This window comes from Bacillus haimaensis (genome assembly GCF_048270625.1).
In the GTDB taxonomy this organism is placed as follows: Bacteria; Bacillota; Bacilli; order Bacillales; family Bacillaceae_I; genus Sutcliffiella_A; species Sutcliffiella_A haimaensis.
In genome coordinates, this window is sequence record NZ_CP158164.1 from 325,592 (window position 1) to 347,708 (window position 22,117).

21 protein-coding genes and 1 pseudogene are annotated in these 22,117 nt (G+C 41.4%); 14 read left to right on the plus strand and 8 right to left on the minus strand.

Features of this window, described 5'->3' with window-relative positions:
- Positions 1 to 72 precede the first annotated feature (72 nt).
- Positions 73 to 351, plus strand: a complete 279-nt coding sequence (locus tag ABN702_RS01375; RefSeq protein WP_204418723.1) for a YutD family protein — start codon at positions 73 to 75, stop codon at positions 349 to 351.
- A gap of 48 nt (positions 352 to 399) precedes the next feature.
- Here the strand turns inward: ABN702_RS01375 and ABN702_RS01380 are convergent.
- Positions 400 to 695: pseudogene (locus ABN702_RS01380) on the minus strand (cytosolic protein).
- Positions 696 to 751: 56 nt separating this feature from the next.
- A complete protein-coding gene (locus ABN702_RS01385) occupies positions 752 to 1,018 on the minus strand; it encodes a DUF3055 domain-containing protein (RefSeq protein ID WP_224839167.1) in 267 nt (88 codons plus the stop codon).
- A gap of 159 nt (positions 1,019 to 1,177) precedes the next feature.
- On the opposite strand from ABN702_RS01385, the gene ABN702_RS01390 reads away from it, so the two are divergent.
- The 3 genes from ABN702_RS01390 to ABN702_RS01400 all read left to right on the plus strand — a co-directional run bounded on the left by ABN702_RS01390 (position 1,178) and on the right by ABN702_RS01400 (position 3,872).
- The gene (locus tag ABN702_RS01390; protein ID WP_417899086.1) at positions 1,178 to 2,506 is read left to right on the plus strand and encodes an EAL domain-containing protein; all 1,329 of its coding nucleotides are present in this window, start codon (positions 1,178 to 1,180) and stop codon (positions 2,504 to 2,506) included.
- 27 nt (positions 2,507 to 2,533) lie between these two features.
- Positions 2,534 to 2,971: a DUF86 domain-containing protein gene (locus tag ABN702_RS01395; RefSeq protein WP_417899087.1), complete on the plus strand. Its 438-nt coding sequence runs from the start codon at positions 2,534 to 2,536 to the stop codon at positions 2,969 to 2,971.
- 130 nt (positions 2,972 to 3,101) lie between these two features.
- Positions 3,102 to 3,872 (plus strand): TIGR01457 family HAD-type hydrolase, encoded by a 771-nt coding sequence (locus ABN702_RS01400; RefSeq protein ID WP_417899088.1) that lies wholly within the window; start codon positions 3,102 to 3,104, stop codon positions 3,870 to 3,872.
- A gap of 47 nt (positions 3,873 to 3,919) precedes the next feature.
- Here the strand turns inward: ABN702_RS01400 and ABN702_RS01405 are convergent, their stop codons facing one another.
- The gene (locus tag ABN702_RS01405; RefSeq protein WP_417899089.1) at positions 3,920 to 4,420 is read right to left on the minus strand and encodes a phosphatidylglycerophosphatase A; all 501 of its coding nucleotides are present in this window, start codon (positions 4,418 to 4,420) and stop codon (positions 3,920 to 3,922) included.
- A gap of 235 nt (positions 4,421 to 4,655) precedes the next feature.
- Here ABN702_RS01405 and yutH point away from each other — a divergent pair, with 235 nt between their 5' ends.
- Both yutH and ABN702_RS01415 read left to right on the plus strand, forming a co-directional pair.
- Positions 4,656 to 5,663: a spore coat putative kinase YutH gene (gene yutH / locus ABN702_RS01410; protein WP_417899090.1), complete on the plus strand. Its 1,008-nt coding sequence runs from the start codon at positions 4,656 to 4,658 to the stop codon at positions 5,661 to 5,663.
- A gap of 117 nt (positions 5,664 to 5,780) precedes the next feature.
- The gene (locus ABN702_RS01415; RefSeq protein ID WP_417899091.1) at positions 5,781 to 6,752 is read left to right on the plus strand and encodes a 2-hydroxyacid dehydrogenase; all 972 of its coding nucleotides are present in this window, start codon (positions 5,781 to 5,783) and stop codon (positions 6,750 to 6,752) included.
- 130 nt (positions 6,753 to 6,882) lie between these two features.
- On the opposite strand, the gene ABN702_RS01420 is transcribed toward ABN702_RS01415, so the two are convergent.
- Positions 6,883 to 8,655 carry a DUF2207 domain-containing protein gene (locus ABN702_RS01420; protein WP_417899092.1) on the minus strand — a complete coding sequence of 591 codons (1,773 nt, stop codon included), beginning with the start codon at positions 8,653 to 8,655 and terminating at the stop codon, positions 6,883 to 6,885.
- A 197-nt stretch (positions 8,656 to 8,852) separates the two neighbouring features.
- Here ABN702_RS01420 and ABN702_RS01425 point away from each other — a divergent pair, with 197 nt between their 5' ends.
- Genes ABN702_RS01425 through thrB form a run of 3 tightly spaced genes read left to right on the plus strand, consistent with a single transcriptional unit; the run spans position 8,853 to position 12,111 of the window.
- Entirely contained in the window at positions 8,853 to 10,151 is a 1,299-nt protein-coding gene (locus ABN702_RS01425) for a homoserine dehydrogenase (RefSeq protein ID WP_417899093.1), read from the plus strand.
- On the plus strand, positions 10,148 to 11,203 hold the full coding sequence (thrC, locus tag ABN702_RS01430; protein WP_417899094.1) for a threonine synthase: 1,056 nt from the start codon (positions 10,148 to 10,150) through the stop codon (positions 11,201 to 11,203). The genes ABN702_RS01425 and thrC overlap by 4 nt, the downstream gene beginning before the upstream one ends.
- Positions 11,200 to 12,111, plus strand: a complete 912-nt coding sequence (gene thrB, locus ABN702_RS01435; RefSeq protein ID WP_417899095.1) for a homoserine kinase — start codon at positions 11,200 to 11,202, stop codon at positions 12,109 to 12,111. The genes thrC and thrB overlap by 4 nt, the downstream gene beginning before the upstream one ends.
- 58 nt (positions 12,112 to 12,169) lie before the next feature.
- Here thrB and ABN702_RS01440 read toward each other — a convergent pair whose 3' ends face one another.
- Positions 12,170 to 12,493 carry a NifU family protein gene (locus tag ABN702_RS01440; protein WP_417900787.1) on the minus strand — a complete coding sequence of 108 codons (324 nt, stop codon included), beginning with the start codon at positions 12,491 to 12,493 and terminating at the stop codon, positions 12,170 to 12,172.
- 540 nt (positions 12,494 to 13,033) lie between these two features.
- On the opposite strand from ABN702_RS01440, the gene ABN702_RS01445 reads away from it, so the two are divergent.
- On the plus strand, positions 13,034 to 13,363 hold the full coding sequence (locus ABN702_RS01445; RefSeq protein ID WP_417899096.1) for a YuzD family protein: 330 nt from the start codon (positions 13,034 to 13,036) through the stop codon (positions 13,361 to 13,363).
- Between the two features lie 40 nt (positions 13,364 to 13,403).
- Here ABN702_RS01445 and ABN702_RS01450 read toward each other — a convergent pair whose 3' ends face one another.
- Positions 13,404 to 14,471, minus strand: coding sequence for an NAD(P)/FAD-dependent oxidoreductase (locus tag ABN702_RS01450; protein ID WP_417899097.1), 1,068 nt, complete (start codon positions 14,469 to 14,471; stop codon positions 13,404 to 13,406).
- Between the two features lie 371 nt (positions 14,472 to 14,842).
- On the opposite strand from ABN702_RS01450, the gene ABN702_RS01455 reads away from it, so the two are divergent.
- Positions 14,843 to 15,079, plus strand: a complete 237-nt coding sequence (locus ABN702_RS01455) for a YuzB family protein (protein WP_417899098.1) — start codon at positions 14,843 to 14,845, stop codon at positions 15,077 to 15,079.
- Positions 15,080 to 15,112: 33 nt separating this feature from the next.
- Here ABN702_RS01455 and ABN702_RS01460 read toward each other — a convergent pair whose 3' ends face one another.
- Positions 15,113 to 15,808: a DUF2225 domain-containing protein gene (locus ABN702_RS01460; protein WP_417899099.1), complete on the minus strand. Its 696-nt coding sequence runs from the start codon at positions 15,806 to 15,808 to the stop codon at positions 15,113 to 15,115.
- A 305-nt stretch (positions 15,809 to 16,113) separates the two neighbouring features.
- On the opposite strand from ABN702_RS01460, the gene ABN702_RS01465 reads away from it, so the two are divergent.
- The 3 genes from ABN702_RS01465 (at position 16,114) to ABN702_RS01475 (ending at position 18,911) form a co-directional block, all read left to right on the plus strand.
- On the plus strand, positions 16,114 to 17,349 hold the full coding sequence (locus ABN702_RS01465; protein ID WP_417899100.1) for a NupC/NupG family nucleoside CNT transporter: 1,236 nt from the start codon (positions 16,114 to 16,116) through the stop codon (positions 17,347 to 17,349).
- A 229-nt stretch (positions 17,350 to 17,578) separates the two neighbouring features.
- On the plus strand, positions 17,579 to 18,436 hold the full coding sequence (dapF, locus tag ABN702_RS01470) for a diaminopimelate epimerase (RefSeq protein WP_417899101.1): 858 nt from the start codon (positions 17,579 to 17,581) through the stop codon (positions 18,434 to 18,436).
- A 112-nt stretch (positions 18,437 to 18,548) separates the two neighbouring features.
- Positions 18,549 to 18,911 carry a HesB/IscA family protein gene (locus ABN702_RS01475; protein ID WP_417899102.1) on the plus strand — a complete coding sequence of 121 codons (363 nt, stop codon included), beginning with the start codon at positions 18,549 to 18,551 and terminating at the stop codon, positions 18,909 to 18,911.
- 124 nt (positions 18,912 to 19,035) lie between these two features.
- Here ABN702_RS01475 and ABN702_RS01480 read toward each other — a convergent pair whose 3' ends face one another.
- On the minus strand, positions 19,036 to 21,615 hold the full coding sequence (locus tag ABN702_RS01480) for an HNH endonuclease family protein (protein ID WP_417899103.1): 2,580 nt from the start codon (positions 21,613 to 21,615) through the stop codon (positions 19,036 to 19,038).
- Positions 21,616 to 22,117: the final 502 nt, after the last annotated feature.

Genomic DNA, 22,117 nt, shown 5'->3' on the forward strand with positions numbered 1-22,117 from the left:
AATATTTTTGTCTTAGAAATTGATGGAGAATGGTCTATAATGTAAGTAAGAGAAGAAATGGAGGATCGGAAAATGATTTGTATAGGGAACCATTGCTATGAATTGATTGAAGAGGAAAGAAATGGGTTCAATGAAGAAGCGTTCAAAGGCAGATACATTGAGGTCCTGAATAAATACGACTATATTGTAGGAGATTGGGGCTATAATCAACTCCGCCTGCGTGGATTCTTTGAGGATCAGAACCAGAAGTCTACACATGATACAAAAATCAGTACACTCCCTGATTATATACTGGAGTATTGTAATTTCGGCTGTGCTTTCTTTGTATTGAAAAAAGTGAAAAAGGCATGAGAAAATAAAGCCCGACAGCAGATGGATATTCTGATGTTCGGGCTTTTTTTATGAATGCTTATTGTCTGCTGGTTCTTCCTTCTGGTCCGGGTGATCGTGAGTCGGATGTGCCCCGGATACTTCCTTGGAAGGCCGTCATGGAGCGATTTATTTTCATAATTAAATGCACTGTAATAACGCTGGCCCTCTTCCCAGGGAGTACTCTTATTTTCTACAGGAGTATTTTTCCCTCGGGGGGAGCCGTAAGGTCCTTCGGGCAGCGTCTCAGGAATCAAATAGTTGTGCGAGTTTTCCACATTTGTAAAATCACTGTATTGTTCCTTGTCTTTTTTACTCAAATCCATCATCCCTTTTCATGAGGTTTTTCTTAGCTTTACCAACATGGAAGGGAATATGATGATTAAACTACTTCGTACAAGAAAGAACGTAATTCTTCCGCCTCATCTTCGGGCAACTGGTAGGCATGCTCGATATAGCCGGGCTCATCGAGGTCATCACTGCCGATAATCGCAAAACGGTTGCTCTGGATATTAAGAACAAGGCTTTTGCCATAATAGCGATCCGATTTGACAATTGCAAGATCAAAGCGGGTATGTTCCCCCATAAAGCTGACAAACCGTGTTTTTGTTTCGACCATATCATCATATAGAAAAAATCTATCTCCCATCTTTGCTTCCTCCTAAATGTAACGATTGTTATACTTTTCCTAGTATAACAAATACAAATGCTTTCTTGTTATAAGTTATTTCTTATTCTGCATTTGAAAATGGGACAATTTTCTTATTTTTTATGATAAAATAAGAAAAAACACCAGAAGTATTCAACGATGGAAGAAGGGAGCCACTTCATGGGGCGAAGCTGGAATCACATACAGAACTTCTATAGAAAAAAAGGCTCACATCTTGTTAAATTCGTGCTTCCATCCAAATATCTGCGTTACTATCCGCCCGTTTACATCCTAAGAAACCCGATTGAAGAGCGTGTCAAATATACATGGAAGAAAGGCTTTCAAGTAGCAGTCATTTCTTTTTATTTTCATAGCCTCGATCAGATCATCACGAAAGTCGGAAGACGTAAGTTTATTCGTTGCCGCGAAATTGTAAAGGCAAGACTCCAAAAGGCAGTAGACCAGATATTTCCCAGCGATCAAATTGTGTGTTTGCATGATCAATACAACGATGGGGTCTTTTTATTGATTCGAGTGGACGAGCATACTTACAGCACTGTAGATCTAGCGGAGAAGCTCAGTCTTGTTAAGATGGCAATGGAGCAGAAGCGCTATCGACTGTTGGACAATAAAAACCTGATGCTCGAATACGGCTATGTGTTTCTCCAGCCAGATCGCTACTCTTTGTCTGAGTGTATGCTTCGTGCGCATCTCCAGGCCATGGCGATGGCAGAAAAACAGGATAAGCTGCAATATCATCAGCTCTTATTTACCATGAATCAGATAATCGCCTTTAAGCAAATCACTTTATTGGCCCAACCGATTATCGATGTATCCAATGGTGGAATAAAAGCGTGGGAGCTGCTGACCCGGGGACCTAAACAATCGCAGATGGAAAGTCCTCTGCAACTGTTCTCCATTGCCAAGCAAACGAACACTTTATTTGATTTGGAGATGATTATTCTCGAGAAAGCTTTTCAGCTTATCTATCAATGCCAAATGAAAGAGGCAGTTTTTATCAATTTCACCCCTACCACCTTAAACGAAGTAGAGCTGCTTGAAGAAGTGCAAGCTCTTATGAGAAAATATCCGGAGATAAATCCAAAGAATATTGCGATTGAAATAACCGAACAGGACTCTACGGACGGATTGATGCAATTTGAAGAAAATATTGCTTCCTTAAGGAATCTTGGCTTTCAGATTGCGGTGGATGATACAGGTGCAGGATATGCCAGCTTACATACGATCAGCCGAATCATGCCAGATATCATCAAGATTGACCGATCTGTCATAAAGGATATCGATACAAGTCTTGTCAAAGAGAAAATGTTGCAGGGACTTCTCATGATTGCCAATGAAACCGGCTCTGTTGTTGTAGCCGAAGGAATTGAAAAGCAGGAGGAAGTGCACATACTGTCGAAGCATAAAGTTGATATGGCACAAGGATATTTCTATGCAAAGCCTAAGCTTCTCCATCCAATCACATAAAAATTTCAGCATAAAGGGGATGTTTGTATGTACTTTGTCGACCGAGAAAAGATGGAAAAAACACTTGCTTATATAGAAGAAAACATGACGATTTTTTCCAATCATCCAACATGGAATACACCAGTGGAGCTTAAAGCTCTCGAACGGATAATGGTGTCTGTGATTGAAGGGATATTGGACGTTGGCAATGCGATGATAGATGGATTTATCATGCGCGATCCTGGCAGCTATGAGGATATCATAGATATTCTTGAGGATGAAAAGGTGGTTTCGACTTCCTTGGCTGAAGAGTTGAAGGTTCTCGTTCGATTGCGCAAAGTGCTTGTCCAGGAATACCTCGATATTGACCATCAGGATTTAAAGAATAAGCTTTTCCGAGGGAAAGACGCGGTAATGTCCTTCTGTCCTTCTGTCCGTCATTACCTCGAAAATGAACTTGGTCCGGTTTCTGCTTTTAAGAAATAATCATTTCATATTGATGTTGGAGTGGGCGAGTCGGCTGAAAGGTCGATTCGCTTATTTTATTTAATCTCTGGTTTATGCTAACATGAACTAGTCAATCAACCAACATGATAATAAGTGGAGCGTGAAATAGATGAAAAAGTACCAAGGGTATCTAATCGATTTAGATGGAACTATGTATCGTGGAAAAGAAAAGATAGAAGAAGCGAGCGATTTTGTTCAGCATCTCTACGACAAGAAAATTCCATACTTGTTTGTAACGAATAATTCTTCCAGAACACCTCAGCAGGTGGCACAAAAGCTGAGAGACTTCGGAATCCCCACTTTAGATGAACAGGTTTTCACCACAAGCAATGCAACAGCCAATTACATTTACGAGTATAAGGCTGATGCAAAAATCTATGTTATCGGGGAAGAGGGCATTCGCACAGCACTGACTGAAAAAGGGTTTGAGCTTGTAGAAGAAAATGCGGATGTCGTGGTTAGTGGCATCGACCGCACCATCTCCTATGAGAAGCTTGCACTAGGTGCAATCAATATCCGCAAAGGTGCAAGATTCATTTCCACTAATGGTGATATCGCAATCCCAACCGAACGTGGACTGCTTCCGGGTAACGGATCCTTGACTTCGGTGTTGACGGTTTCCACCGAAACCCAGCCAACCTTCATTGGAAAGCCTGAAAAAGTAATCATGGAGCAGGCTTTGAAGGTTCTTGGAATTTCGCCGGAAGAAACGCTGATGGTTGGAGACAACTACCATACAGATATCAAAGCCGGCATGAATGCGGGAATGGATACGCTTCTTGTTCATACAGGCGTGACCACGAAAGCTCATTTGGAAACATATCAGGAGAAACCGACGTATACAGTCGATTCCTTAAAAGATTGGATCCAATATTTATAAAAAAATACTGGCGTCCCCATAAAAAAGGGAACGCCAGTATTTTTTTGTTATTCCGTATTCGCTGCACGGTGTGCCAAACGGCTTGATGCAGCAGCGGCGATTGCCCCTACAATGTCATCCAGAAATGTATGCACCTTACCTGAGCTTTTGTCATTTAAGGTTCCGAGTATCCCAGGCTTCTCCTTATCAATATAGCCGTAGTTTGTAAAGCCGATGGAACCATAGACGTTTACAATGGACAAAGCCAATACTTCATCCACTCCATATAATCCCTCATCCTGCTGGAGTATTCGTAAAAGAGGCTCTTGTATCTTTCCCTGTTCCGCCAGAATATCTAATTCTATTCCCGTCAATATGGTATTTTGGACTTCACGCTTGGCAAGCACTCGATCGATATTTTCCAGGCATTCCGATTTCTCCAGAGCGGGATGGTATTTCGATTGCAGAAAATAAACGAGATCTGCAATGTCATCCATAGTAACTCCGCGTTCCTCCAGGAGTTTTCTAGCTTTTCTTTCTACTTCATCCATTTCCTTGAAATTCTTCATGCGCTCACCCATCTTTTATAATATAGTGAAAAATGATTTCTTTTAGGAAAATCCCTCTTAAGAGAAAATGATTACCCCTATACAGTACCCTCATTCATTTGATTAATATACATAATTGCCTAGAAAGGAAAACTTATACTTTTTGGGGAATCCTTACGTGAAATAAAACAACTTAACAAGTTTTCTTTCTTATCCTCATATATTTAGGTTACGAGAGAGAAGGAGGGTGCAAAAGTTGAAGCAGATAATCTATGAACAATATGATTTGAGGGTGGAAAGAAAACAAAAGGTACGACACTATGATGCTTTCTGGGCGAATCGAGTGATGTACATTTTAGTGCCGGTTGGTCATCTTGAGGAGGCCGAGATAGAAGAGCTGCAAAAGCTGAGTGAGTATATGATACGCACCCATCAGGATATATATGTTAGTTCTTTTGTGAAAAATAAAAGTGAATCCTACACAACGGAAATAGAAGGTAGGAAAATGGCTCTATTCCGCATGCCTTATGATTATAGCTCCAGAAAACTGGTCGTTGGCAAGGAACTCGCACTCTTTCACCTAAACGGCAGAAGCTTCCCCGCAAAAGTGACGTCCATCAATCGTATCGGGCAATGGAAAGGCCTGTGGGTAAAGCGAATTGATCAGATGGAACATTTTTTCCGTGAAAAAGTAAGAAGCAATCCGGTTGATCTTTTTGATACGTTATTTGTTGAATCCTTTCCCTATTATATGGGTCTGACGGAAAATGCCATTCAATATCTGGTGGATACGGAGCTTGACGACAGTCCGATGATAAATGACGCAGCCACCTTGTGTCACCATAGGTTCACCAACTTGACCTGGCAGCAGTCCCAATGGATGAAGCTCCCTACCGACTGGATATTTGATCATGCTGCACGTGATCTTTCCGAATGGATACGGGCTGAATGCAGGAAGGGTCCTGACATGAATCCAGGTCATATTCAAACTTTCTTAAAAGACTATGAAAGAGTATCTCCCCTCTCCAGCTTTTCTTGGAGGCTCCTGTATGCCCGTCTTGTTTTCCCGATTCATTATTTCGAATGTGTAGAGGATTATTATACGAGCGGGCCGGTTGCGGATAAAAAATGGCATGAAGACCGGCTCCGAGGTATTCTGCAATCCTCAGACATGTATGAAAAAGTGTTGGGCAATTTCTATGACCTGGCAGGTGTACCAGCCAAAACATACGGTATTCCTGTATTGGAATGGGTGAAAAGATAACAGAGTAAAGATGGTTATTTTCTTTATATAGGTATGTAAGAATAGGAAAAACAGTGATAAAATACTTACTATTCACACCATTCATTCAACCTTAACTTACAACAAGGAGTGTAGCAAATGTCCAAGCCGTATGTATTTATCACAAGAAAGATTTCGGAGGAGGTACTGACTCCCCTTAAACAGATAGCAGATGTCCAAATGTGGAACAGTGAAAGCGAAGCAGTCCCTAGGGAAGTGCTGTTAAACGAAGGGAAAAAGGCGGATGCCCTCCTGACGATGCTATCCGATTCGGTGGATGAGGAATTGTTAGAGAATGCACCAAACCTGAAGGTGGTCGCCAACTTGGCGGTCGGCTATGACAATATCAATTTGGAAGCTGCGGCACAAAACGAAGTCATCGTTTGCAATACACCGGATGTGTTGACCGAGACGACTGCAGATTTGACATTCGGCCTTATGCTCTCAGCGGCAAGAAGATTGACTGAGGCACATCACTTTGTAAAAGAGGGGCAATGGAAAAGCTGGAGTCCCTATCTGCTTGCGGGAACCGACGTGCACCATAAAACAATCGGTATCGTTGGAATGGGAAGCATTGGGACTGCAGTCGCAAGAAGAGCAAAGGGGTTCGGGATGGAAATCCTCTATCACAACCGAAGCAGGCATTCTGTAACGGAGAATGAACTCGGAGCAGTGTACAAATCTTTCGGAGAATTACTTGAGGGTTCTGACTTTGTTGTATGCTTGACTCCCCTTACAGAAGACACGAAGCACCTCTTTGACGCAGATGCATTTAAGCGCATGAAGTCCTCCGCAATCTTCATCAATGTAGGAAGAGGCCAGGTAGTGGATGAAGAAGCGCTGATTTACGCTTTGGAGCATAAAGAAATAGCAGGAGCAGGTCTCGATGTCTTCTACAAGGAACCGATTGGAGCGGACCACCCGCTGCTCCAATTCCCACAGGTAGTCTCCCTTCCTCATATCGGCAGCGCAAGTGTGGAAACACGCACAACCATGATGGAACTATGCCGCGATAACATCATCGCTGTACTCGAAGGTAAAAAGGCGAAGACTGTTGTTGGTGGGAAGTAAGAGAATATAGAAAAGGGGCCAGACCCTCGCTGCGTTAAAGCAATAACGCAACGGGGGTCAGGCCCCTTTCTGATTGGTTTTGAAGTCTCAATTGACTATTTATTGGCTGTGTGAACGTCTCATCTAAGATTTAGAATCCGCCAGATCCACCCCCGCCACCACCGACTCCAGATCCCCCGCCTGAACCTGCACCGCCACCGCTGTCACTTGTTGTGCTTGCTGCTTTGCGGCTTGCTGAATGAAAGCTGGATGAGGTGGCATTTCCTATCAAAAATAGAGTGGTTACATCCATTCCTGAGTAAGCTGGGATAAACGGGTGTGCTCTGTCGATCGGTATTTGGAAACCCGATACGAAATCTTCATTTTTCTTTTGCATCGATTTTTCGTTGATACCGAGTGCATAGATGAATGCGCGCATCTTCTGGTCCTCCGTCCAGGAGTCCCAGTCCTTTTGGGACAATGAGGCAAATTGCTGTTTTAACTGTCTCCATTCCAACAAAATAATAAAGCCTCTGTCCGTTTTGGGATGATAGGCAATTGCATAGAGAATGGTTGTAAAGAACAATACAAAGGAGATGAAGAATGCAGGAAACAGGTCATAGAATGGGAACAGGAATAAAAATGGTACCAGAAGGATACTGGAGAGTCCAACTGCAATTCTGTAACCTTCTTTTTTATCATAGAGTGCCTGTTCCTTCACTTCTTCCTTGATTGCTTGCGTCCAAATGGTTTGAAATTTTGTGAATTCCTCATGATTCTTTTTGTTTTTCATGTAACTGTTCAGATCCTCGATACTGAATTCATTATGGGTACCCATTTTGTCAAAAAGCCAGGTGATAAGGATCTCTTGATGCTTCAGCGGCACGTCGCGGTCTATTGCAAGAAACCTCTCATTGGATAGCTTTTTTACATATCCGAGTCTGACCAGATCCAACAATCCGGCAGCAATAGCTTGGCCTGGCAGCTGGTGATGGGTGAACAGAATGGTGGCAGGCATGCTGATACGTTGCTTTGGTGTGCCAGAAAAAGATGCGATTTCCCTATTCGCTGATTTCCTAGTATTCCTTCCTTTTATCATCGCTGCCACGATAAATATTCCCAATATGAAAGAGAATAGAGGTAACAGAATATAGCTAGTAGACGAAAGGATTTCACGTACCTTTTCGGTTTGCAGCGCCTCGTTAATTCCTTCCTCTTTTGCCGATACTATCTTTTCCTTCATCGGTTCACTACCACTTAAAGGAGCGGAAGGGAACAGTTTGGCATCATAGGCTACCCGGATATCGCCGTTTTCATGGCTTGGTACATAACCAAGCTCAAAGTGTACATTTCCCTCCGACTCGAGCTGTTCTGTCCCAAATGCTTCGTCATAGCCAAATGCGATAGCTTCGGCTGCGGGAGAAGGTGGATAGACGGTTACGGAAAAGCTTTGATAGTCGGATTCATTGCTCTCATCGAAAAAAGGCCAATAGAATTCCGCCACATCGGGATAAACGTCAACACCTTGCAAGATTTCGTACGTAATCAAAACAGTAAAAGTATCCGAATCCCCACCACGATAAATGCGGTAAAGATTGTCTTCCTGTTCCATTTTAAGCAGCACGCCTTTTTCTCTTGCTTCGAGGTTTCTTATCTGTGTGCCCCTTTTTGGAATGATGGTCCTTGTGATTCCGTTAAACTCTCCCTCAAACGTATACGTGTGGGCTTCATAGACTTTCACATTTCCATTCTCTTGGAGGTAAGCCTCTATTTGTACGTTATTGATCTCGTACTCGACTGCTGAAGCCTGAGTGGGAAGGAATAGGAGACTAAGTAAAAATAATGGGGTTAAAAAGTAGTTGAATTTCATGTCCTCCACCTCGTTTCTACTAGTTAATACGTCATCCACGATAAAAGGTTTCATCCGGCATCAACTGCCGTTAAGAATTTTCAAAAAAATATCCCTTACTCCCCCAGCAGGTAAAACGCTTACAAGCAAAAACCGCCTAAATTTACCCCTTGTCAGCCAGTTAAAAGCATTCTATAATGTCCATTATATAAAAACAAATGTACACACTGAAAACACAAAGGGTCTTGACCCTCAAAAGGGAGTAGATTTGATTGAAGGAGATTTCATTGGGATTGCTTGGTTTAGGTACGGTCGGCTGTGGAGTTGTGAAGATTGTGGAGAATCATCAGGACAAACTGATGCATCAAGTAGGCTGTGCGGTGAAAGTGAAAAGAGCGTTGGTAAAGGATCTACATAAGGAGCGGCTGGTGGATCTCGATGAAAAGCTGTTAACCTTGCATGCCGAAGAGGTGCTAGAGGATCCGGAAATTGATGTGGTGATCGAAGTGATGGGTGGAGTGGAAGAAGCAAGACACTATATTCTGAGAGCATTGAAAAACAAAAAGCATGTGGTGACTGCCAATAAGGACCTGATGGCTGTCTATGGTTCGGAGCTTTTGGCCGCAGCGGCAGAGAACAATTGCGACCTCTTCTATGAAGCAAGTGTTGCTGGCGGAATTCCAATCCTGCGCAGTCTCGTGGATGGGCTTGCATCCGATCGAATTACAAAAATGATGGGGATTGTGAACGGGACGACCAACTTCATCCTGACAAAAATGAACAATGAAGGATCCTCCTATGAAGAAGTGCTAAAACAGGCACAGGCACTTGGATTTGCAGAGGCAGACCCCACTTCCGATGTGGAGGGAATTGATGCTGCAAGGAAGATGGCGATACTTGCTACACTCGGTTTTTCAATGAATATTGAACTGAAAGATGTAAATGTAAAGGGAATCTCGGCCATCTCTGAAGAGGACCTGGAATACAGTAAAAAGCTTGGCTACACAATGAAACTGATCGGGATTGCACACCGTGAAAACGAGAAAGTGGAGGTGAGCGTGGGACCGACGCTTCTCCCACAGGCTCACCCGCTGGCAAGTGTGCAAAATGAATATAATGCAGTATATGTGTATGGAGAGGCAGTGGGGGAGACGATGTTTTATGGACCTGGTGCAGGAAGTCTCCCAACAGCAACAGCGGTCGTATCGGATCTGGTAGGGGTCTTGAAGAATATGAGGCTTGGAGTAAACGGAAAGAGTATGGTAACCCCTCAGTTCCAAAAGACGCTGAAGGAAAAGAATGAAGTACAGGCAAAGCATTTCCTGCGTGTTCATGTGAAGGATGAAGTGGGGGTGCTCTCCCATATCACAAACCTTTTTTCCAATAAAGAAGTTAGCTTTGAAAAGATCCTGCAGCTGCCTTTGAAAGAAGAATCATTGGCGGAAGTGGTGGTTGTCACGCATCACACTTCCTTGCAGAGATATGAGGATTTGCTGGAGGAACTTTCAGTTATGCCGATGGTTCAGGAAATCAAAAGCAGCTATCGAGTGGAGGGAGAAGTGCTGGTATGAAATGGAACGGATTGATAGCCAACTATAGCAGGTTCCTCCCAGTGAGTGACAATACGCCGAACGTCAGCCTTCACGAAGGCCATACACCTCTTTTGTTTTTAGAAAACCTCTCCAACGAATTGGATATTGAACTTCATGTAAAAGTGGAGGGAGCGAATCCAACCGGTTCTTTTAAAGATAGAGGAATGGCCTTGGCTGTGGCAAAAGCAAAGGAAGAAGGAAGCAGCACCATCGTCTGTGCTTCAACGGGAAATACATCCGCTTCTGCAGCAGCCTATGCAGCCAGAGCGGGGATGAAATGTATTGTCGTGATTCCTGATGGTAAAATAGCTCAAGGGAAATTGGCGCAGGCGGTCATGTACGGAGCCGAGGTCTACTCGATAAAAGGGAACTTCGATGAAGCCCTAGAGCTCGTCAGAAGATTGTCGGAGGAATTGCCAATCACACTTGTGAACTCCCTGAATCCCTATCGGATCGAGGGCCAGAAAACAGCGGCGTTCGAGGTGTGCGACCAGTTGGGAAAAGCACCTGATGTCCTGGCGCTACCCGTGGGGAATGCCGGAAATATTACCGCCTATTGGAAAGGTTTTAAAGAATACGATCAGCAGTTTCAAACCGGTCTTCCTGAAATGAGGGGCTTTGAGGCGGAGGGTGCAGCAGCAATTGTAAAGAATAGCATCATTCCCGATCCAGAGACGATAGCCACTGCCATTCGGATTGGAAATCCTGCAAGCTGGAAACAGGCAGTGAGGGCTGCGGAAGAATCAAAAGGCAAGATTGATTTTGTCACAGATGAAGAGATGATTATGGCGTACCAGCTGCTTGCCAAAAGGGAAGGCATCTTTGCAGAACCGGCTTCAAGTGCTTCCTTGGCGGGTATCATGAAGCATCTAAAGCATAAGGAACTGGGAAAAGGGAAAAGGGTCGTGGCAGTACTGACAGGCAATGGCTTGAAGGATCCTGTTACCGCAACAGAACATGCCAATGTGAAGGTACAGAGTCTGGAGGACTACAAGCAGCTGGCAGCATCCTTTGAAGGTGTGTCTGTATGAAGGAGTATAAGAATGGATATGTCATAAAGGTTCCGGGCAGCTCTGCCAATCTTGGCCCTGGGTTCGACTCGATAGGGCTGGCAGTTTCGAAGTATGTAACACTTTTCGTGCAATATGCAAAAGAATGGAGATTCACCTCAGTGCCCCCGTTAATGCTGGATGATGAGAATAACCTGCTTCTAAAAGTTTGTATGGAGCTGGAGAAGCTCTGGGAACTGGAAGCACCACCTGTTCATGTGCATATTATGAGTGAAATCCCGATGGCACGTGGATTAGGCAGCAGTGCAGCAGCCATTGTAGGAGCCATTGAGGTCATGAACATCATATGTGGAAAAAACCTGACGCCGGATGAAAAGCTTCAACTCGCTGCAAGATTCGAGGGACATGCCGATAATGTCGCTGCCTCTCTCTATGGAGGGCTCGTCGTATCCACCTTTCGGAATGGCAGCTTTGAGTATATTAAGTTACCGGTTCCGAATATGGAATTGGTGGTAGTGGTGCCGAATTTTGAAGCAAGAACCAGTGAATCCAGGCAACTTTTGCCGGATGTGCTTCCATTCAAAGAAGCGGTGCTTGGAAGCAGTCATGCGAATGTACTCCTCGGAGCCCTGTTGATGCAGGACTGGAAGCTGGCAGGAAAAATGATGGAAAGTGATGTGTTCCATGAGCCTTACCGGTTGAAATTGTTTCCGCAACTCACCTATGTGAGGGACAAGGCAAAAAAAGCGGGAGCATTCGGGGTGAGCATCAGTGGAGCCGGCCCGACCATCATCTGCTTTTGCGAGCGTGGGTTAGGACGGATTGTACAAGAGAAACTGCAGGGAGAATATCCTGAATTTGCCGTAGATTATTTGGAAATCAGCAGCGTTGGAAGCGAGGTACACTCCAATCATTTTACATGTGTATAAAACATCAAAAAAACCGGGAGTGGCTGCACGCCATCCCGGTTTTGCTTTATTGGTTGTATTAAAATACCTGCTCTACTTCCACGATGCCTGGAACTTCTTCAAGAAGTGCGCGTTCGATACCAGCTTTTAGCGTGATAGTTGAACTTGGGCAAGAACCGCAAGCTCCCAATAGACGAAGCTTTACAATTCCATCCTCCACATCTACAAGCTCGCAGTCTCCTCCGTCACGAAGAAGAAATGGACGTAATTTATCTAATACTTCCTGTACTTGTTCATTGATTTCTGGGTTAGACATATTTATCGCTCCTTTCCATACCATATTTATATTATATAGCGTATGCACCAAAAAATCTATTGCCTTGCACTGGGTGTTTTTAGGAATTCAAAATTTTTTTGTCACTTTAAACACCGCGGTTGATTTCCGCACTAGGCTGCGCTTTCCGCGGGGCGTTTGTGGAGCCTCCTCGGCTTCGCCTGTGGGGTCTCCACTAAACGCTGCCTCCTGCAGGACAAGGAAGGCTGCGGCAGCGATACATCGCACGAAGAAAATGCTCGCATTTTAGAGGAGTCTTCGCCTATTGCTCCAATCAACCGCTAGATTCTAAAAAATCAAAACAATGCACTATCAGTATTCCTCATGTAAAAGATTTACACCATAATATACAAATATAGTGCTGACGTTATGCGTCACCTGCCGCTCCTGTTGGTTGGAGTGCAAGGTGTGAGACTCCTGCGGGAGATAGCGGTAGACTTGAGACCCCGCAGGCAAAGCCGAGGAGGCTCGAGCACCGCCCCGCGGAAAGCGAACACCTGGAACGGAAACCAACAGGGAGTCAAACGGAGACACTTATTTTCAGGGACCCTATGAAAAAGTAATCGTTTTACGGTAAAATGAAAGAAAAAGAGTCATGGAGGCCAAGTCATGTCCAAACAGGCAGTAGAAATAAGCGTATATGGGGCAGAGGTGCTATGTCCAAGTTGTGTAAATCTTCCATCATCCAAAGAAACCTATGAATGGTTGCAGGCGGCAGTGGCAAGGAAATTTCCTGATCAGCCTTTTACCATTTCCTATATTGATATTTTTCAAACGGAAAATTGCGAGGAAGAGAAAAAGGCATTTGCAAGCAGGGTGGTCGAGGAGGACATGTTTTACCCTGTTGTAGTCATTAACGGAGAGATTGTGGGAGAGGGGAATCCAAAGCTGAAAACCGTTTATGCGGAAATGGAGAAATACGGATACATCGCTTCATAAAGAATGCGTGAATGAGGGATTGCTCATTCACGCATTTTTATTAACCATTATGATATTTATACATCCAAAGGATTCCAGACTTTAAAAGTCGGGCTACCCTTCCTGTAAGTGGGCGTTCGTTCACAAGGCCGAAACCATGCTTTTTCCCAAGAGAGCCGAGAACTCCTTTTAATTTGATTGGTGGGAATTCCTCTGGAGGAGCTTCGCCATTCCAACGCTTTACCAGAACCTGGACAATCTGTTCAGCTTGTCCCTCTGCCAGCTGTGCACTAGGTGCATGTGGCAGGCTGGCACAATCACCCACTACATATACATGTTCATTGCCTGGGATATTGTGCTGTTTTGTTAAGACTACGCGCCCTTGATTATCTTTTTCGACATCCAATTCACGAACAACCTTGTTCGGCTGAATTCCTGCTGTCCACACGATAGCATCGCAGTGTACAGGTTCATCATGGTTGTAAAGCGTTTTTTCCTCTACTCGGGTAATATTGGAACCGTTGATTACTTCCACCCCATGTGTCTCAAACCAATTCTGCACGTATTGACTTAAACGCTCAGGGAAGCTGGAAAGAATGATGTTTCCTCTATCGAATAGTTTAATGGTCAAATCGGGGCGGCTTTCATGAAGCTCACTGGCAATTTCCACGCCACTCAAGCCTCCGCCGACAATTGCCACCACTTTGTTAGCTGCTAAGTCATTTAGTGCCTGATAAGCTTTTCTTGAGTTGTTGATGGTTTGGATGCTGAAGGTATGCTCCTTGGCTCCTGGAATGTTGTGATATTTATCCTCACAGCCAAGACCAATAATAAGATCATCATAGGAGAGGGTACTTTGGTCCTCAAAATGAATCGTTTTGAGGACCATATCGACATCAGTAACTTCTCCATATTTAACGGAAAGTTTATGATGCTCTGGGAATGTCACGCGAACATGGTGATCTGAAATGGTTCCTGCAGCAAGTGCATAGAATTCCGTTTTTAAACTGTGGTAGGGAGCACGATCCACTAGCACAATTTCCGTATCTTCAGGTAACTGATTCGGAAGGAGACGATGCAAAATACGCATTCCTCCGTAACCTCCGCCAAGCACAACTAGTTTTTTCATAGCAGCTAAACTCCTTTTCAAGCTCGTATCTATTCTTATTAATATAATTTCTAGTAATCTAGGGAAATTATGTGAAATAACGCACAAGAGATAACCCGTTTGCGCTTTCATACTCCAATGTGTATAACACGTTTAAATAAAATACCATTAAAAGTATATCGAAATTATGACAAAATAACAACATTCTTTCACAAAATACTTAGAATAATGACTGTTGAAAATGCAGGAAATATGTAGATATACAGCTAAATTTATTCAATTGGAAAAGTAGTATGGATTAGTGTGCAGGAATAGAGTTGCGAATGAAATCAAATTATTGACGTTATAAGTAAAAAAAGGTAGCATGAAGGTGCAATAGAGGGGTGAAAAAGGTGAAACCAATCATTGAGTTTTGTATCAGTAATTTAGCCAGCGGATCACAAAAAGCACGTGAAGTGCTGGAGAAGGATCCAAACTTAGATATAGTGGAATATGGTTGCCTCGGGTATTGTGGAAAATGTTTTGACTCTCTATTTGCTCTTGTAAATGGGGATGTTGTTATTGGCGGCACACCTGAGCAGCTCGTAGATAACATCTATCAATACTTGGAAGAGAATCCAATGTTCTAAAAAAATCAGCACATATATAGCGTGCTGATTTTTTTATGCGTGCATATGAAGCTGTTTTTGTGCGGTTCTGATTTCATACCAGCGATCGCGGGATTTCTCCACCAATCTCACTTGTGTGTCCTTATCTTTATGCTGAAGGACAAGCTGGAAATAACGAATCGCTTGTCTTGTATTTCCTAGGCGTGTGTGGAGTTCTCCAATTAAATAAAGCAGTTTGATCTCGCTCATGCTTGTCTGCGCAAAATCTCCGTTTGAGTAGGAACGTTCAAACTGATCTGCTGCCAGCTTCAGAAAACGCAACTCCTGCACTTCGTTTTTTTCCACCGTTCGGTACAACCATGCCAACCTCAAATACATTCCTGACATCACAATGGAAGCTTCATTTTTTATTATCCCTGAATAGATTCCTAATTTATAGGTGTTGATTGCAGTTTGAACCGATCTGATTTCCCCATAACTTTTTTTCTGCCAGTGCTTCTGGATCTTATTTCTAATCGCATTCATCGTGCCGGGCGGAAAATGTGAACTGAATTCCTCAGTCATGGAATAGCCACAGTTTGGACAAACACTTACATAATAGAGCAAAGGATTTGTTTCCAGTGAATCATAGACGGAACAAAAATCTGTGTCATGTGAAATAGGGCGGATGAAGCGAGATTTCACTTTTTTTGTTGTGTACGCATGGTCACATATGCTGCATGTATGATTTCGGTTGAATAATCGCTCCAATACCAACACATCCTTTTTCGAAATACTTACCCTTATAAATCAAAAGTACCATAAAACAAGCAAGAGGAAAAGGTATAAGTGAATCTTTATACCTACGTAACGCTATGGTTTCTTTCATGACTTCATACATTATTTTATTAATAGTGGGTAATTTAATTAGGAATAGTCGACATTTTAAAGTCATGTAACAAATTTACAAAAAAAAAGTTCTTTCAAACGCTTTCATTTCGTAGTAAAGTGTTATTGTGATAGTTAGATGTCTGACGACAAACAACTTGCAGAAATTTCTAATAGAGGTGAATATTATGAATAATATCCTTTGGGGATTAATGGGGATTGCAGTAATCTTTGTTATTGCATTTCTTCTTTCAGAAAATAAACGTAGAATCAACATCCGTACTATTCTAGGCGGACTTGCGATTCAATTGCTGTTTGCGTTTATCGTACTAAAATGGGAGTTGGGAAGACAGGCTTTTCTTGGATTGACCAACTACGTACAAAATGTAATAACGTATGCAAACGATGGGATTTCCTTCTTATTCGGTCCGGTTTTAGGTAACCCTGGATCAGAAGCAACTGGTTTCGTCTTTGCATTTCATGTATTAACCATCATTATTTTCTTCTCAGCATTAATATCTGTACTTTATTATCTTGGTATCATGCAAATCATCATCAAATTCCTTGGTGGTGGATTAGCAAAACTTTTAGGGACAAGCCAAACGGAATCACTTTCAGCGTCTGCCAACATCTTTGTAGGACAGACGGAAGCACCACTGGTAATCAAACCTTATATTAAGACAATGACAAAGTCTGAGCTATTTGCTGTAATGACAGGTGGATTGGCTTCTGTTGCCGGTTCTGTTCTCTTTGGTTACGCAGCTCTAGGAATTCCTTTGGAGTACCTATTGGCAGCAAGTTTCATGGCAGCTCCAGGTGGATTGATCATGGCAAAAATGCTGATTCCTGAAACAGAAGAGGCAAAAACACCAACCAAAGCGGAAATTGAAGAGGCTGAAGACGAAAAGCCAACTAACGTTATCGATGCTGCTGCCCGCGGTGCATCTGATGGATTAAAGCTTGCATTGAACGTTGGTGCGATGTTGCTTGCGTTCATCGCATTGATTTCCCTGATCAACGGAATGTTAGGTGGAATTGGTGGATGGTTCGGAGCTGAAAACTTCACGCTTGACTTCATCTTGGGCTACCTATTTGCACCATTGGCCTTCATTATCGGTATTCCTTGGAGCGAAGCAATCGCTGCTGGTAACCTGATCGGTCAAAAACTTGTACTAAATGAATTCGTTGCATACTCCACTTTTGCTGGTCAGCTTGATGTGTTCAGCGGAAAATCCATTGCGGTAATCTCTTTTGCACTATGTGGATTCGCGAACCTTTCTTCCCTTGCGATCCTTCTTGGTGGACTGGGAAGCCTTGCTCCTAGCCGTCGCCCGGATATCGCAAAATTAGGTTTCCGTGCTATCATCGCAGGTACACTTTCCAACCTATTAAGTGCTGCAATTGCAGGTATGTTCATTCTATAAGATATATGTTAAAAAGCTCACACGTCTTTTATGGCGTGTGGGTTTTTCGTGTTTGTGGGCCAAGGACCAGTCTCAAAAACAAGAAAAACCCATATTATCGTGTCTCCTTCCCAGAAACATTCGATACATGAGTTTTTCATATAAAACGGGGGATGTTTCTATTGTGTTCCAAGTTTTATGTATTTATACTTGTAGGAAATAATAATTTTACTTGGAGGATATTTCAAACATGCGCTCCTTTCAATTTACCAAAATGCACGGATTAGGGAACAACTATATATATGTCAATATGTTTGAGGAAGACTTGAAAGAAGAAGACCTGTCATCCATCGCCATCCAGGCTTCGAATATTCATACCGGAATCGGTTCGGACGGATTGATTCTGATATGTCCTTCAGACGTGGCTCCAGTGAAAATGAGGATTTTCAATAATGATGGATCGGAAGGGAAAAACTGCGGTAATGGACTTCGCTGTGTTGCAAAGTATGCGTATGAGCATGGTCTTGTAAAAGATGAAACCTTTGAAATAGAAACATTATCAGGATTGGTGGAAGCGAAAGTGGAGCCGGAGGATGGAAAGGTCCATATTGTAACAGTTGACATGGGAGCGCCACGCTTGGCACCCGAAGAGATTCCCATTCTTGTTGATAAACAAGAGAAGCTAGTGAACGAACCATTCAAGGTAGGGGAAGAAACCTATCACATCACAACAGTATCCATGGGCAATCCCCATGTGATTTTTTATCTGGATGATATTGATGATGCTCCGCTTACGACCCTAGGTCCGATCGTAGAGAAGGACCCACGATTTCCTGAGGGAGTGAATGTCGAGTTTGTTGAAGTGGCAGCGGAGGATGAACTTCACTTTCGAGTATGGGAACGTGGATCCGGTATCACACAGGCCTGTGGAACAGGGGCATGTGCAGCGGTGGTGGCTTCTGTCCTGAATGAAAGGACGGTAAGAAACAGAGAGACCACCGTACATTTGGCAGGTGGCGACCTGTTTATTACTTGGACATCAGAGGGTGCTGTTAAAATGCGCGGACCTGCTGAAACCATTTGTACAGGGACTTACTTTTATAAATAACAAATATGCTACCTATATGCATATACTATAGGAAAGCTGTTAAATTGAGGGAAACACGTTTAATAGGTATAATAGGGATTATAAGAGGGAATTTGTTTAGGAGGTGTCAATAATGAAAGATATCATCACTATTACAGAAGCGGCTGCTTTTCAAATAAAAGATATGATGAAGGAATACGGAAGCGATGAAGTATATCTTCGAGTTGGAGTAAAAGGTGGGGGCTGCAGCGGCCTTTCCTACGGTATGGGCTTTGAAGAGGAAAAAGGCGAGAAGGATATCGAGCTGGAGCAGCATGGCATCAGAATCCTGATTGATGACGAAAGCAAACCGATCCTTCAGGACGTCAAAATCGATTTCAAACAATCGATGATGGGCGGCGGGTTCACCATCGACAACCCGAACGCCATTGCTAACTGTGGATGTGGCTCTTCTTTTAGAACTGCATCTAACACTGGTACTCCTGAAGAGTGCTGAATAAAAGGGCGGACAGGGTTGTTAATTACAAGTTACAGCTAAATTCTACTCTGAACAGGTATGGGGAGTTATTGAAGAAAATTAAAAAAGAGAGAGCCTTTTAATTGGTTCTCTCTTTTAGTTATTAATTCAATATTCTTGTCCCCTTTTTTCTATTACAATCTTTATGTGTCAATTGAAGATTAAGGAACTTGTCACTTCCACCTATACTAAGTGGTATTCTGTGATCAACTTCCATATCATCAGAAATAAATAATAAGGAATTACAAAGGGGACAAATATTATTTTGCTTTTTCAAAAGTTCTTTTTTCTCATCTTCTTCTAGCTTGATTTTCCTATCATCTACTTTGTATTTTTCCCAAAAAGAGTCCATCATTAATTTGTATTTGGTAAGTCCGACCCCATTTTGGTCTTCAAATGGGAGAGACTTTGTGAATCTAAATAAGTTAGTAATGTCTTCCTTCATCTTTAGTCTATGAATTCTCACCATTTGGTATGGAATCTTAGACAAGACATACCATAAAGCATAAAAGCTTTGAAGTGTTCTTCTAGCAGTTCTAGATTGGGACAAATAAAACAATTCATCCAGTTCTTTCTTTAAATATTCATCGATGTTCTCTGAAACATCTTTTTCCACTAGTAACAATTTTAATTTCCTTATAAATGTATCTACAGAAGTAATTGATTTTAAATATGCATTCTTTACTGTTTCTTGTTCTGAAGCGGTGTTTAATAATTTTGTGATTTCAGTTTTTGCTCTTACTCTGAAGTTGATTTTGTCATTCCTTTGGTAAATATCTAAATCATTATGAGCATCAGGGTTTTCAGTTTTATAGTCAAAATAGGCTAATGTAGAGATTAATTCTTCATTTTCCATTCTTGTATTTTTTAGTCTAGAGTAAAACCAACTATTATACTTTTCTGCCAGATTCCTAATTTTTTTAGTTATTTCCACATCTATGTAGGAATTCCACATTTCAAAAGTATTTTCTCTAATTGGATAGGGCTTATTGTTTAATCTTATAAAGAGGTCAATTGGATCAAATTGAGGGTTGATTTTTGAATCTATCGTGACGAGTGATAGATTAAAATCAAGAATCTTTTCCTTCGATTCATCATCCAAATCATCATAACCTCGCCCGTTAAATTCGTCTAAAATCCTAAGTTTATTTAACTTATATTTGTTTTTATCGGAAAGGATTCTGTTACCTTCTTCATCTAAAAACTCTTCACCAATAAATCCAAGTATTGAAAGAAGACGTTGCTGACCATCAACAACTTCTAAAATTCCATCTTGTCTTTTGAAAATAAAAATTGGTGGTAATTTTATTCCTAACAATATACTTTCAATAATCGCAGAGGATTTCATTTGGTTTATGGATTCCCCTCTTTGATAGGAGGGTCTGAGCAAGAAACGTTTTCTATTCATTAATCTGCAAATGTCATCAATTGTTGTGGTGCTTGCATCAGGTTTGTTTAATCTAAGAGTTTCAAACTCCTCTATAAGTTCATTTGTATCTGGAGTATTGTTCATAACTGCTTTTAACTTTCGCTGAGTAGTCATGCTATTCTTAATGTAAACTCCCAAATTTACACCTAATAGGTCTTCAAAGAATGAAGCAGTTCCAGTGTACCGTTCCTTCATTTCCTTATAAAAATGACTATTTTCGAGCGTATACAATTTGAAATTCATTGAAATGAATTTCACTAACTTTTGTTTAATTGTTTCATTTTGTAGTTTCTCTAAACTGATTTTTTCCTGTTCAAGAATAGTACAAGCCCAGAATAGGCATTCAAAAACTAGTTTATTATGCTCTATACCTTCAGTTTCTAACCTTCTTTTGATTTCCTTGGTAAACTCAACTTTTCTAATAAACCCTTCATAAAGTACCTCAACATCAGTTGTTGTATTACTAAGGTTTTCAAAGAAACGTTGTATCAATTCTTTTCTGCTTTTTGAGGTACTATAATAATTAATAGGAAGGTTATGTAGTACAAGGAATAATCTTACTTTCTGCATTGCTCTCTCTAACTTTATACCTTTTTTACTGGTTTCCCTCTCTCTTTCAGAAAAAAATAAATCTAAGAAGTCCCAATAGTCTTCTTTATGTTCTTTAAATCTCTTTTTGAAATAGGTTGTGGTATCATCATTAATGTAAATTGCCTTTTCAATTTCAGCATTCTTCAAAGGTGTAATTCCAGAATTGTAACGTCGGAAAATTTCTTTTTTTATTTGATCTTCTTTTCTTTCATCTAATCTAGGTTCATTAACTACGCTAAACTCTATGATTCTTATTTTTGTATCCCAAAACACATCTTGTAACCCCGTATCGAAATCATCAAAACTTTTCTTTTTTAAATCAGGAAAGACACTCAGCCCTTTATTAGTTAGATGGAATTTGTTTTCTTTGAACCTTTTTATTGTCTCAAATCTCTGCCGTCCGTCTATAACTTCTATGTTCTTTCCAGTATTAAAAAAGACTAAAGGTGGAATTTCAGTACCCAGTAAAATGCTTTCTATAAAGTAACTAGCCTTATCAGTATCCCACACATAATTTCGTTGATAATAGGGATCGTACACAGTGTTTTTTGTCCTTCTCTCATTTGCAAACAATGTTTCAATTGACATTACTTTTGATTCGATTTTTATATGTGTTTTAAAGATTTCTTTGATTTCTTCATCTTTTAAAAAGAGTTCAGCCACTATAAAATTCCTCCTCAACTGCTTTGTTAATAAATTCTACAAAAATTCCCATTTACCTTTTTAATACCAAAATAATCAGGTTTTCACTGGTAAAAATGATCATATCCATATTTTAAGAGCGATTTAACAAAGACTAAATGAAATATCAACTTAATATAAGTTGGAAAGCAATTAAGATTTCAAAATAGGGTAATGCCTGAGTTTTTCCTGGATAAACTAGAAGTTGTTCAAGGAGAATACATGAATATATTTGATACTTAATTAGTTAATTTAATTCTGGAAAAGCTTTCACAACCAACCTTCAAAAAGTGCTAAAGAGTATTTCAGGTTAGAAGGGTGGGTAAGAAATACACATATACTATGTTATAGGAATGATTCTTGATTCTTTACGAGATTCACTCGTTATAGTTTTTTGTTTGCCTCTGTCAAAGAATATGGTTGATTTTAAAGAATCTAGGGAGCGATAGTTCAAAGACTCCAACGGGAGATAACGGAAAGCGAA

What these genes read in the sequence shown, in the direction of transcription:
- ABN702_RS01465 (WP_417899100.1), top strand. Translation starts at nt 16,114, where the DNA reads ATGAATAATATCCTTTGGGGATTAATGGGGATTGCAGTAATCTTTGTT.
- ABN702_RS01405 (WP_417899089.1), bottom strand. Translation starts at nt 4,420, where the DNA reads ATGAAGAATTTCAAGGAAATGGATGAAGTAGAAAGAAAAGCTAGAAAA.
- ABN702_RS01385 (WP_224839167.1), bottom strand. Translation starts at nt 1,018, where the DNA reads ATGGGAGATAGATTTTTTCTATATGATGATATGGTCGAAACAAAAACA.
- thrC (WP_417899094.1), top strand. Translation starts at nt 10,148, where the DNA reads ATGAAATGGAACGGATTGATAGCCAACTATAGCAGGTTCCTCCCAGTG.
- ABN702_RS01475 (WP_417899102.1), top strand. Translation starts at nt 18,549, where the DNA reads ATGAAAGATATCATCACTATTACAGAAGCGGCTGCTTTTCAAATAAAA.
- ABN702_RS01400 (WP_417899088.1), top strand. Translation starts at nt 3,102, where the DNA reads ATGAAAAAGTACCAAGGGTATCTAATCGATTTAGATGGAACTATGTAT.
- ABN702_RS01445 (WP_417899096.1), top strand. Translation starts at nt 13,034, where the DNA reads ATGTCCAAACAGGCAGTAGAAATAAGCGTATATGGGGCAGAGGTGCTA.
- ABN702_RS01395 (WP_417899087.1), top strand. Translation starts at nt 2,534, where the DNA reads ATGTACTTTGTCGACCGAGAAAAGATGGAAAAAACACTTGCTTATATA.
- ABN702_RS01450 (WP_417899097.1), bottom strand. Translation starts at nt 14,471, where the DNA reads ATGAAAAAACTAGTTGTGCTTGGCGGAGGTTACGGAGGAATGCGTATT.
- ABN702_RS01390 (WP_417899086.1), top strand. Translation starts at nt 1,178, where the DNA reads ATGGAAGAAGGGAGCCACTTCATGGGGCGAAGCTGGAATCACATACAG.
- ABN702_RS01375 (WP_204418723.1), top strand. Translation starts at nt 73, where the DNA reads ATGATTTGTATAGGGAACCATTGCTATGAATTGATTGAAGAGGAAAGA.
- ABN702_RS01415 (WP_417899091.1), top strand. Translation starts at nt 5,781, where the DNA reads ATGTCCAAGCCGTATGTATTTATCACAAGAAAGATTTCGGAGGAGGTA.
- dapF (WP_417899101.1), top strand. Translation starts at nt 17,579, where the DNA reads ATGCGCTCCTTTCAATTTACCAAAATGCACGGATTAGGGAACAACTAT.
- thrB (WP_417899095.1), top strand. Translation starts at nt 11,200, where the DNA reads ATGAAGGAGTATAAGAATGGATATGTCATAAAGGTTCCGGGCAGCTCT.
- ABN702_RS01420 (WP_417899092.1), bottom strand. Translation starts at nt 8,655, where the DNA reads ATGAAACCTTTTATCGTGGATGACGTATTAACTAGTAGAAACGAGGTG.